The 12,483-nt window shown below is 34.0% G+C and carries 6 protein-coding genes; 3 read left to right on the top strand and 3 right to left on the bottom strand.

Going from position 1 to position 12,483, the window contains the following annotated elements; translation table 11 throughout:
• The 3 genes from LNP81_RS10815 to LNP81_RS10805 all read left to right on the top strand — a co-directional run bounded on the left by LNP81_RS10815 (window position 1) and on the right by LNP81_RS10805 (window position 3,590).
• On the top strand, window positions 1-1,125 hold the full coding sequence (locus LNP81_RS10815; protein WP_230035716.1) for a hypothetical protein: 1,125 nt from the start codon (window positions 1-3) through the stop codon (window positions 1,123-1,125).
• 115 nt (window positions 1,126-1,240) lie between these two features.
• Window positions 1,241-2,392 (top strand): TIGR02594 family protein, encoded by a 1,152-nt coding sequence (locus LNP81_RS10810; protein ID WP_230035714.1) that lies wholly within the window; start codon window positions 1,241-1,243, stop codon window positions 2,390-2,392.
• Window positions 2,393-2,405: 13 nt separating this feature from the next.
• Window positions 2,406-3,590 (top strand): hypothetical protein, encoded by a 1,185-nt coding sequence (locus tag LNP81_RS10805; protein ID WP_230035712.1) that lies wholly within the window; start codon window positions 2,406-2,408, stop codon window positions 3,588-3,590.
• Between the two features lie 96 nt (window positions 3,591-3,686).
• Here LNP81_RS10805 and LNP81_RS10800 read toward each other — a convergent pair whose 3' ends face one another.
• The 3 genes from LNP81_RS10800 to rpoB form a co-directional block, all read right to left on the bottom strand.
• Window positions 3,687-3,995 carry a DUF3467 domain-containing protein gene (locus LNP81_RS10800; protein WP_173969914.1) on the bottom strand — a complete coding sequence of 103 codons (309 nt, stop codon included), beginning with the start codon at window positions 3,993-3,995 and terminating at the stop codon, window positions 3,687-3,689.
• Window positions 3,996-4,006: 11 nt separating this feature from the next.
• A complete protein-coding gene (gene rpoC / locus LNP81_RS10795) occupies window positions 4,007-8,317 on the bottom strand; it encodes a DNA-directed RNA polymerase subunit beta' (protein WP_230035710.1) in 4,311 nt (1,436 codons plus the stop codon).
• 265 nt (window positions 8,318-8,582) lie between these two features.
• Window positions 8,583-12,395, bottom strand: a complete 3,813-nt coding sequence (gene rpoB, locus LNP81_RS10790) for a DNA-directed RNA polymerase subunit beta (protein WP_230035708.1) — start codon at window positions 12,393-12,395, stop codon at window positions 8,583-8,585.
• Window positions 12,396-12,483: the final 88 nt, after the last annotated feature.

Here is a 12,483-nt window from a genome sequence, read left to right as displayed (position 1 = left end):
ATGAATACCAATAAATTATTTATTCTATTATTTGTACTAAACTATTGTACTAGTTGTTCACAAAGCAAAGAGAATCGTAGTAAAACACAAAATAATACAGAAATTATGAGAAATGATAAGAATGATATAAATGTGAAAGACATTGAACATCAAATAAAGCTACAAAGAAACTATACTTGTGATGATGTTGCTGAATCCAATGAATATACTTTTAGTAAAAAAGATTTGGATTTAACTCTTCCATTAATAGGAGAAATGCTTCAATCCAGTGGATATATAATACCTGATTATTCAAGTTTTAAAGAATATATTAATAAATATTTCCACATTAATATCGACGAAACTTCTGATGAAATACATGTCGTCAATCGGAATGACTTTATTCAGTATAGAGGAAGTTTGGATAAAGATCTATATGACATTTGTTTAAGCAATCTCTTTATAGATAAAAAAAGAAGATTTATATCTCCTATGATTGCATTTGAAGATATATATGATATAAAATCAAAACAAACGAAACAAAATCTCAAGTTGTTGCTATTGAATAAATATTTGTTTAATAATGATAAATCAGGAGTATTATATTTAGTAGCTAATGAATCTAAATTCATGTATGATATGTTGGTTTTATTTCGTTTTGATGGCATTGAAAAATCTAATAAAAAGTCAATCAATATGTTTTACGAAAACAATGAAAAGTATCAAATAGGAGATATTATATTTAATAAAAATAAAAAAGATGTTTTATTTATATGTGATAACCTATTGTTAGCTTTTTTTAATTTATTCAACGAGGGTAATGATATTCAAACAATCCTTCCTTTGAAGTATTATAGTTCAAGAATTATTGATAATCAGAGGAAAGATATTTTTAAAGATAAGGAAAAAATGAAAATTATTGCTTTTTTAGCAAATACTTATGATCCGTTATTTAAACAATATCATCATGATGGACAACACTGGGGAGAATTGACAATCTTGGCTGATTATAGAGACTATCTTGATAAAGAAGAATGGGAAAAAGTAAAACAAGAGTATAAAGAAAATAATTATTATAATTTGCCAAATTTAAAATCTATGGTTGAATATGCTGATATGTTCGACAGTGTTGGCGCACCAGATTAAATAAAAAAGAAGAAGATCTAATAAAAACCATAAAAGGCAGAGAGATTATTGGGGTGGTGAAGGTTGCAATATAGATGACAAAAGCTATAAATCACTAACTCTTCAGCTTAATGCAATGTTTCGTAAATACAACATTAACGAATGTATCCAAAAAATTGCATTTTTAGCAATGACAAGTGTCGAAACAGGATTTTTTCAAACAGCTGGAGAAGCCCCCGCCGCTACTTCCTCAAGTAAATACTTTTATAAAGGAAGAAGTCTTATGCAATTAACGAGTCATGGAAATGATCCTACTATATATGCTGAATATCAAAAAGTAATAGGATCTGCAAATAATATTATAGCAAATCCAAATTTAATATCTCAAAAACTATTTCTGACTGTAGATAGTGGTGGATGGGCATGGAAAAATGTAAAATCATTAAAGTGGAATCCAAGAGCAAGAGACTATAGGGATAAAGATCAAGCTGAGTATGAGGCAAAAATGAAAGCTTATGAGTGGAAAAGAAATAAATTCCCGAAAGGCTTGTCAAAAAACTTAAACGAAATTGCATTGTTGATGAAAGAGGAAGAAGAACTTTATTTCTTTTTTATCTGTCGCTTACTACAAGGATATGAGCCCGTAAGTACAAGCGATTATCCAACAACACTGCATCTAGACAGGCGAAAAGAAAATTTACAAAAATTAAAAACTTGGTTTAAGTATGATAAAAATGTTTGTAATAGCGGGGGGATTGTTCCTGAACTGTCCGGTAGAGCACCTTGGATGGTATTAGCATGGATTGAAGAAGCAAAAAAATTAGTTGAAACAGGAAATAATAAAGAAATACAAAAATTCTTTGACAGAACTCCATATGAAAAGAGCATGAAAAATAATACCACAAATGAAACCAAAATTTCATGGTGTGCAACGTTTGTAAATTGGATTATTACAGCCTATGGTTACAAAGGTTTAGAAAATTATGATGCTGTAAGAGCATTATCGTGGGCTAAATGGTCTGAAGGAAAAGAATTGAAAAAACCAGTATATGGAGCAATTGCTGTTAAAACTAGAATAGGAGGTGGTCATGTTGGTTTTGTCGCAGGCAAGAAAGGAAATAAAATTGTTATATTAGGAGGTAATCAGGGCGATACTTTATGCTGTTTAACATATAGTGAATCTGACTTTTTTTCTTATTTGGTTCCAAAAGACTATCAGATATTTGAAGAAGATTATAATTTACCCGAATATAATGGTAATCCAGGAGAAAAAGGTTCAGAAAGTTAAAAGTTAAATAATTATGAAAAATTTAGTTATAATTTTATGTTGTGGTTTTGTTTTTAGCAGTTGTAATGGACAGCAAAATAAAAACATTGATGTAAAAAAAGATGAAAATGAAAAGAATATGAAGGATATATTGAAAAGACAATTACAGTATGGGATACCAAATTACAGTAACCCATATGAATATAGTAGTTCAGATTTTAAAGTTATTATGCCGATAACAAAAGAGGAGTTAAAAGCATATGGGTTTAAATTTCCAAACGATGATGAGTTTAATAGCAGAATCAAAGTTATTTTCGATAGAATAATAGATTTAAAATCGAATTCAAACTACATATATGTCAATTTTTTAGACAAATGCAATAGAACAGCCATATATTTTCCAAATAATATATATGCTTATTTTGGCGTATTTGTAATAAAACAAGATAAGTACATATCAGAAAGTTATGCAATACCGCAGATTATAGATTATCAAAAAAAGTTCTTAGATATTTCTATGTATGAAAATTCACTACCTAAAAAATCTATGTTTGAAAATCGAGAAGAAGTTACAAGATACCTATGGAAAGATGATAAAAGATTAAACGAAGAACTAAAAAAAAATATCCAAACCCTTGTTGCCCGCAACATGTATTTATTCAATGATAGCCGTTCTTACTTTAAATGGCTAATATTAAACGATGAATATTTCATGCAAAGCCTGGTTACGACTTTCGGCTATTATGATGATAAAGAATTATTGAAATGGGTTGTTGAAAACACAAAATTCGACAGCAATAATCCTGCTGAATTAGACAAACTATTCTGGAATAAAAAATGCAATGGAACTGTAAAATTAAACTTAGCAATTTTCCCTATTTTAAAAGAAATAATTACTCCTGAAGAAACTCAATATCTGGAAGCTTTAAAAGAATATGTCATGTATCTTTTAGAAGACAAAGAAAAAAGGAATGAACTATCAATTGCAGATAGATCTAAACTTTTGGCACACTTGGTTTACTTTGGAGAGCAATATCGATATGATGAAAACTACAATGATCAAAGCTTTTTTATGCAGCGAATATCCTTGTTCGTTTTAGATGGATCTATAGAAAAAGAAATCGAACGTAATAATTTCTATAATTTACCTAATTATCAAAATCTTTATAAAAAATCACAGGAATATAGAAGTAAACTTGTTGATGAAAATGGAGGGTAGAAATGTCGAGTAATTCCGAAAGTAGGTGTTAGTCTTTCTAATGATAGATTTAGAAACTTAAAAAAAGCCCCATTTAAAAAATGGGGCTTTAGTACTTTATGCTTGTCCTGCCGGACCAAAATTAAGCGGTATTGGTGCTTGTTCAGTCTCTTTGATTTCGCCATGAGCGCTTTCAAAACGATGAATGTTTTCTCCAATTGCTTTTAATAATCTTTTAGCATGTTGTGGTGTCAAGACAATTCTTGACTTTACTTTGGCTTTAGGAATACCAGGCATAATGCTCACAAAATCTAAAACAAATTCTGATGATGAGTGGTTGATAATTGCCAGATTAGAATAAATTCCCTCTGCGACAGTTTCGTCTAACTCAATATTAATTTGTTCTTGTTGGTTCGAATTACTCATAGTTTCCTAATTTAATAGATATACTCTTCTTTATTAGCCATCATTTCATTGTAATCGTCTTTAGATCCTACGATAGTATTATCGTATTCTCTCATACCAGTTCCAGCAGGAATTCTGTGTCCAACAATTACATTTTCTTTCAATCCTTCTAAATCATCTACTTTACCAGCTACAGCAGCTTCGTTAAGTACTTTTGTTGTTTCCTGGAAAGAAGCAGCAGAGATGAATGATTTAGTTTGTAGCGAAGCTCTTGTAATACCTTGTAAAACTGGCGTTGCAGTTGCAGTAATTACGTCTCTAGCTACAACTAGATTTTTATCATTTCGTTTCAACAATGAATTTTCATCACGTAAATCACGAGGAGAAATAATCTGACCTGGTTTCAATACCGCAGAGTCTCCAGAATCTTCAACTACTTTCATACCGTATAATTTATCGTTTTGAACGATGAAATCTTTAGTGTGAATTAATTGATCTTCTAAGAATAATGTATCTCCCGGATCTTGCACTCTTACTTTACGCATCATTTGACGAATAACTACCTCAAAGTGCTTGTCATTAATTTTTACCCCTTGTAAACGGTATACCTCTTGAATTTCATTTACCAAGTACTGTTGAACAGCAGCTGGTCCTTGAATTCTTAGAATATCATCTGGTGTAATTGCACCGTCAGACAATGGTACTCCCGCTCTTACGAAGTCATTTTCCTGTACTAAGATTTGGCTAGAAAGTTTAACTAAATACTTTTTAATCTCACCAAATTTAGATTCGATAACAATTTCACGGTTACCTCTTTTGATTTTTCCAAAAGAAACAACACCGTCAATTTCAGAAACAACTGCTGGGTTTGAAGGGTTACGAGCCTCAAGCAACTCGGTAATTCTTGGTAAACCTCCTGTAATATCTCCTGCTTTAGAAGAACGACGTGGGATTTTTACTAATACTTTACCTGCTTTAATTTTCTCTCCATTCTCAACCATAAGGTGGGCTCCTACTGGTAAGTTATACGAACGAATCAATTCACCTTCTTTACCGTAAACCAATAAAGTTGGGATTAATTTTTTATTTCTTGCTTCAGAAATTACTTTTTCCTGGAATCCTGTTTGCTCATCGATCTCCACCATGAACGATTGTCCTTGCTCTAAATCCTCGTAAGCAATCTTACCAGTAAATTCAGAAACAATTACACCATTATATGGATCCCATTTACAGATCACAGATCCTTTAGTAACTACTTCACCATCCTTAACGAAAATACTAGATCCGTAAGGAATATTGTGTGTATTTAAAACGATTCCAGTTTTCTCATCAACTAATTTTAATTCAGTTGAACGTGATACTACGATATCTACCGCATTACCTTCACTATCCTCACCTTTTACAGTTTTTAAATCTTCAATCTCAAGTCTACCGTTGAATCTTGTAACAATACTAGACTCTTCAGAAATACCTCCAGCAACCCCTCCAACGTGGAACGTACGAAGTGTTAACTGTGTACCTGGCTCTCCAATAGACTGAGCTGCAATAACTCCTACAGCTTCACCTCTTTGTGTCATCTTACCAGTAGCTAAGTTTCTACCGTAACATTTCGCACAAATACCTTTTAAAGCCTCACAAGTTAATGGAGATCTAACTTCTACTCTTTCAATCGGAGAAGCTTCGATAACTCTCATGATTGCTTCAGTAATTTGTTGTCCGGATTCAACCAAAACTTCATTAGTAAGAGGATTAATAACATCTTGCAATGCAACACGTCCTAAAATTCTTTCTCCTAAAGATTCAACAATTTCCTCATTTTTCTTCAAAGCAGAAACTTCAACACCTCTAAGAGTACCACAATCTTCGATGTTTACAATAACATCTTGTGATACGTCATGAAGCCTTCTTGTCAAGTATCCGGCATCGGCAGTTTTAAGAGCCGTATCCGCAAGTCCTTTACGAGCACCGTGAGTAGAAATGAAGTACTCAAGGATCGAAAGACCTTCCTTAAAGTTAGAAAGAATCGGGTTTTCAATAATCTCACCACCACCGGCAGTAGATTTTTTAGGTTTAGCCATCAAACCACGCATACCAGTTAACTGACGAATCTGTTCCTTAGAACCCCTCGCCCCAGAGTCAAGCATCATATATACAGAGTTGAAACCTTGTTGGTCTTCTCTAATATTTTTCATTGCTAATTCTGTTAACTGAGCATTTGCAGAAGTCCAAACATCAATAACCTGGTTGTAACGCTCGTTATTGGTAATAAGACCCATGTTATAATTCACAGAAATACCTTCAACTTGTTCTCTGGCATCTGCAATTAATTTTGTTTTTTGTTCTGGAATTCTAATATCACCAAGAGAGAATGATAAACCTCCTCTAAATGCGAATTTATAACCCATATCTTTCATATTGTCCAAGAAAGCAGCAGTAGTAGGTACATTAGTCACACTTAAAATGTGTCCAATAATATCTCTAAGGTTTTTCTTAGTCAATACATCATTGATATATCCAGCTGCTTCAGGTACTACTTCGTTAAATAATACACGTCCTGCAGTTGTTTGGATAATTTTATAAACTAATTCTCCAGCTTCGTTAAAATCTTTTGCTCTAATTCTTACACGAGCATTCAATTCTAATCTTCCTTCGTTTAATGCAATATTTACTTCTTCAGCAGAATAGAAAGTTAAGTCTTGACCTAAAATTATGTGTTCTGGTGTAGAGATACGTTCTTTGGTCATATAATATAGACCCAAGACCATATCCTGAGAAGGTACAGTAATTGGCGCACCGTTTGCAGGGTTAAGGATATTGTGAGAAGCCAACATTAATAATTGTGCCTCTAAAATAGCCTCTGGTCCTAATGGCAAGTGAACCGCCATCTGATCCCCATCAAAATCGGCGTTGAAAGCCGTACATACTAATGGGTGCAATTGGATCGCTTTTCCTTCAATTAATTTTGGTTGGAAAGCTTGAATACCAAGTCTGTGTAACGTAGGAGCACGGTTAAGTAATACTGGGTGACCTTTAATTACATTTTCAAGGATATCCCAAACTACAGGCTCTTTTTTGTCTATAATTTTCTTAGCAGATTTTACTGTTTTAACAATACCTCTTTCTATCAATTTACGGATAACGAAAGGTTTGTATAACTCAGATGCCATATCTTTTGGCAATCCACATTCGAATAATTTTAATTCAGGACCAACAACAATTACCGAACGAGCAGAATAATCCACACGTTTTCCAAGTAAGTTTTGACGGAAACGTCCTTGCTTACCTTTTAAGGAATCAGATAATGATTTTAATGGTCTGTTAGATTCTGTTTTAACAGCAGAAGCTTTACGAGTGTTATCAAATAATGAATCTACAGATTCTTGTAACATACGTTTTTCGTTTCTTAAGATAACTTCAGGAGCTTTAATCTCCATTAATCTTTTCAAACGGTTGTTACGGATGATTACACGACGGTATAAATCATTCAAATCTGAAGTTGCAAAACGACCTCCATCAAGTGGCACAAGCGGACGTAATTCTGGTGGAATAACAGGAACTACTTTCATAATCATCCACTCAGGACGATTTTCGCGGTTTAAGTTAGACTCACGGAAAGACTCAACAACTTGTAATCTTTTTAAAGCTTCAGTTTTACGTTGTTTAGATGTTTCATTATTAGCACTGTGTCTCAATTGGTAAGACAACTCATCTAAGTCGATACGAGCTAATAAATCCATAATACATTCTGCTCCCATTTTGGCAACAAATTTATTAGGATCCATATCATCTAAATATTGATTTTCTTGCGGAAGAGTATCTAAGATATTCAAATATTCTTCTTCAGTTAAGAAATCTAATCTTTGTAAAGATTCTCCATCTGCATTTTTAGCAATACCAGCCTGAATTACTACATATCTTTCGTAGTAAATGATCATATCTAATTTCTTAGATGGAAGACCAAGGATATAACCAATTTTGTTTGGAAGAGAACGGAAATACCAAATGTGAGCGATTGGCACAACAAGGTTGATGTGTCCTACTCTGTCACGACGTACTTTTTTCTCAGTAACTTCAACACCACAACGGTCGCAAATGATACCTTTGTAACGAATTCTTTTATATTTACCACAAGCACACTCAAAATCCTTAACAGGTCCGAAGATTCTTTCACAGAAAAGTCCGTCACGTTCTGGTTTGTGCGTTCTGTAGTTGATAGTTTCTGGTTTCAAAACCTCTCCTCTTGATTCTTTCAAGATAGATTCAGGTGAAGCCAATCCAATTGAGATTTTGTTGAATCTTTTAACTGGATTTTTATCTTTATTATTATTTCTATTATTCATCATAGTTTTTACTATTGATTTATCTGCAATTAAAAAATTGATTTTAACTTAATTCTACTCATCGAAAATTATTAAGTTGCTACCACGGATTACTTCTCTAAACTTCAAACGTCAATTTTGAAGTGCTAATTATAAAACTTTTCAGGTTTAAATAAAAAATCGGAACGGGTTACGGGTATAAATCCTAAAAACTTTTATTTTCATAAACAGCTTCAGTCTCAGCTTTCAGTGTTGAACTGAATACTGAGACTGTAACTGAAAACTTTATTTATTCTTCTAAACGAATGTCAAGTCCAAGACCTTTCAATTCATGCATTAATACATTGAATGATTCTGGTAATCCTGGTTCTGGCATAGACTCACCCTTAACGATAGCTTCGTAAGTTTTAGCTCTACCAATAACGTCATCCGATTTAACTGTTAAGATTTCACGAAGTGTACTTGATGCTCCATAAGCCTCAAGTGCCCAAACCTCCATCTCTCCAAAACGCTGACCTCCAAATTGAGCTTTACCTCCAAGTGGTTGTTGAGTGATCAACGAGTATGGTCCGATAGAACGTGCGTGCATCTTATCATCAACCATGTGTCCTAATTTAAGCATGTAAATTACACCCACAGTTGCAGCCTGATGGAAACGCTCTCCAGTACCACCATCGTAAAGATGTGTATGTCCGAAACGTGGTACTCCAGCTTCATCAGTTAATTCATTAATTTGATCTAAAGAAGCACCATCAAAAATTGGAGTAGCAAATTTTCTACCTAAATTTTGACCAGCCCATCCAAGAACAGTCTCATAAATCTGACCAATGTTCATACGTGAAGGTACCCCAAGTGGATTCAATACGATATCAACCGGTGTTCCGTCTTCAAGGAAAGGCATATCTTCATGACGAACGATTCTTGCAACAATACCTTTGTTACCGTGACGTCCTGCCATTTTATCCCCTACTTTCAGTTTACGTTTTTTAGCGATATAAATTTTCGCCAATTTCAAGATTCCAGATGGTAATTCATCTCCAACTGTAATAGTGAATTTTTCTCTTCTTAAAGATCCCTGTAAGTCATTCAGCTTAATTTTATAGTTATGAATTAAATCATTAACCATTTTATTAGTAGCATCATCAGCAACCCATTGACCTTTGCTTAAGTGAGCAAAATCTTCTACTGCGTAAAGCATTTTTTGAGTATATTTTTTACCTTTTGGTAAAACTTCTTCACCCAAATCATTCATTACACCCTGAGATGTTTTTCCGTTCACGATCAGGAATAATTTTTCAACCAATCTGTCTTTTAATTCAACAAATTTAGTTTCGAATTCCATTTCTAAAGCGCCTAAAGCATCTTTATCCTGAGTACGTTTACGTTTATCTTTTACGGCTCTTGCAAATAATTTTTTGTCAAGAACTACACCGTGTAAAGATGGAGAAGCTTTTAATGACGCATCTTTTACATCTCCTGCTTTATCCCCGAAGATTGCACGAAGCAATTTCTCCTCTGGAGTAGGATCTGATTCTCCTTTTGGTGTAATTTTTCCAATCAAAATGTCGCCAGGTTTAACCTCTGCTCCAATTCTGATCATACCGTTTTCATCTAAATCTTTAGTAGCTTCTTCAGAAACGTTAGGAATATCGTTTGTTAACTCTTCATTTCCTAACTTAGTATCTCTAACCTCTAATGAGTAATCATCAACGTGGATAGAAGTAAAAATATCATCACGAACTACTTTTTCAGAAATTACAATCGCATCCTCAAAGTTATACCCTTTCCATGGCATGAACGCAACTTTTAAGTTTCTACCTAAAGCTAATTCACCATTTTGAGTAGCATATCCTTCTGATAACACTTGTCCAAGAATCACTCTGTCCCCTTTTCTTACGATTGGTTTCAAGTTGATACTTGTACCTTGATTGGTTTTTCTAAATTTAATTAAGTTGTATGTTTTTTCATCAGCATCAAAACTAACCATTCTTTCATCTTCAGTACGGTCGTATTTGATAGTAATGATGTTTGCATCAACATATTCTACAGTTCCATCTCCTTCAGCATTAATCAATACTCTAGAATCTGAAGCCACTTGACGCTCTAAACCTGTACCAACAATTGGTGCTTCCGGACGGATCAAAGGAACCGCCTGACGCATCATGTTAGATCCCATCAAGGCTCTATTCGCATCATCATGTTCCAGGAAAGGAATCAATGAAGCCGAAATCGAAGCGATCTGGTTAGGTGCAACGTCTGTATAATGTACTGCAGAAGGCTCAACAACCGGGAAGTCACCTTCCTCACGAGCAATAACATTTGTTGCCGTGATTTTACCAGTAGCATCCATTTCAATGTTTGCCTGAGCAATCATTTTTCCTTCTTCTTCTTCAGCACTTAAATAGATAGGTGTACTTTCTAAATCAACTACACCATCAGTTACTTTACGGTATGGAGTTTCGATGAATCCCATTCCGTTAACTTTTGCATAAACACCAAGAGATGAAATCAAACCAATGTTTGGTCCCTCTGGAGTTTCAATCGGACATAAACGACCATAGTGTGTATAGTGAACGTCACGAACCTCAAATCCAGCTCTCTCTCTCGAAAGTCCACCAGGTCCAAGGGCAGAAAGTCTTCTTTTGTGTGTAATCTCAGCTAATGGATTCGTTTGGTCCATAAATTGAGACAACTGGTTCGTACCAAAGAAAGAGTTGATAACCGATGATAATGTTTTAGCATTAATCAAATCGATTGGTGTAAACACCTCGTTATCTCTAACGTTCATTCTCTCACGAATAGTTCTTGCCATACGTGCTAAACCAACACCGAATTGTTGAGACAATTGTTCTCCAACTGTTCTAACACGACGGTTTGATAAGTGATCAATATCATCAATCTCTGCTTTAGAGTTGATCAATTCGATCAAATATTTTACAATGGTAATGATATCTTCTTTGGTAAGCACTTGCTTTTCCATTGGGATATCCAAACCAAGTTTTTTGTTCATTCTGTAACGACCAACTTCACCTAAGTTATAACGTTGATCAGAGAAGAACAATTTATCTATAATACCACGAGCAGTTTCTTCATCAGGCGGTTCTGCATTACGCAATTGTCTGTAGATATGCTCAACAGCTTCTTTTTCAGAGTTTGTTGGATCTTTTTGTAACGTGTTGTGGATAATAGCATAATCTGCCTGATTATTATCCTCTTTGTGTAACAAAATAGATTTTACGTTAGAATCAATGATTTCTTCAACATTATCTTTGTCGATAATAGTATCTCTATCAAGGATGATTTCGTTACGTTCGATAGAAACTACCTCACCGGTATCTTCATCAACGAAATCCTCGTGCCAAGTGTTCAATACACGTGCAGCAAGTCTTCTTCCAATATATTTTTTAATACCTGTTTTAGAAACTTTAATTTCTTCAGCAAGGTCGAAGATCTCAAGGATATCCTTATCTCTTTCGAATCCAATTGCACGGAATAAAGTTGTAACCGGTAATTTTTTCTTTCTGTCGATATAAGCATACATTACGCTGTTGATATCTGTAGAAAATTCTATCCAAGAACCTTTAAAAGGAATTACTCTGGCAGAATAAAGTTTTGTTCCATTTGCGTGGAATGATTGACCAAAGAAAACCCCTGGAGAACGGTGTAGTTGAGATACTACTACACGCTCAGCACCGTTGATAACAAAAGTACCGCTTGGAGTCATATAAGGTATTGTTCCAAGGTAAACATCTTGTACAATAGTTTCAAAATCTTCGTGTTCCGGATCTGTACAGTATAGTTTTAACCTGGCTTTTAAAGGCACACTATAAGTAAGACCTCTCTCTATACATTCTTGAATTGTATAACGTGGCGGATCTACAAAGTAATCTAGGAATTCCAATACAAAGTTGTTTCTTGTATCTGTAATTGGGAAGTTTTCCATGAAGGTGTTGTATAACCCTTCGTTGCCTCTTTCATCAGATTTAGTTTCTAATTGAAAAAAATCTTTAAAAGATTTAACCTGAACGTCCAGAAAATCCGGATAGTCAGGAATATTTTTTGTAGAGGCAAAATTCAATCTTTCAGTCTGATTTGTTATCATCAATGGACAAAATTTTGATTAAAAAAAAGTAATTTTTTGTGTAAACACACACTGTTTAATCTATACTTTCTTATTGTAATCAATACAT

This window comes from Flavobacterium piscisymbiosum, from assembly GCF_020905295.1.
GTDB lineage: Bacteria > Bacteroidota > Bacteroidia > Flavobacteriales > Flavobacteriaceae > Flavobacterium > Flavobacterium piscisymbiosum.
Note: the sequence above shows the minus strand (reverse complement) of the source record. Positions and strands in the feature narration are given on the sequence as shown.

Coding starts and splice junctions, on each gene's coding strand:
- LNP81_RS10815 (WP_230035716.1), top strand. CDS start 1: ATGAATACCAATAAATTATTTATTCTATTATTTGTACTAAACTATTGT.
- LNP81_RS10810 (WP_230035714.1), top strand. CDS start 1,241: ATGTTTCGTAAATACAACATTAACGAATGTATCCAAAAAATTGCATTT.
- LNP81_RS10805 (WP_230035712.1), top strand. CDS start 2,406: ATGAAAAATTTAGTTATAATTTTATGTTGTGGTTTTGTTTTTAGCAGT.
- LNP81_RS10800 (WP_173969914.1), bottom strand. CDS start 3,995: ATGAGTAATTCGAACCAACAAGAACAAATTAATATTGAGTTAGACGAA.
- rpoC (WP_230035710.1), bottom strand. CDS start 8,317: ATGATGAATAATAGAAATAATAATAAAGATAAAAATCCAGTTAAAAGA.
- rpoB (WP_230035708.1), bottom strand. CDS start 12,395: ATGATAACAAATCAGACTGAAAGATTGAATTTTGCCTCTACAAAAAAT.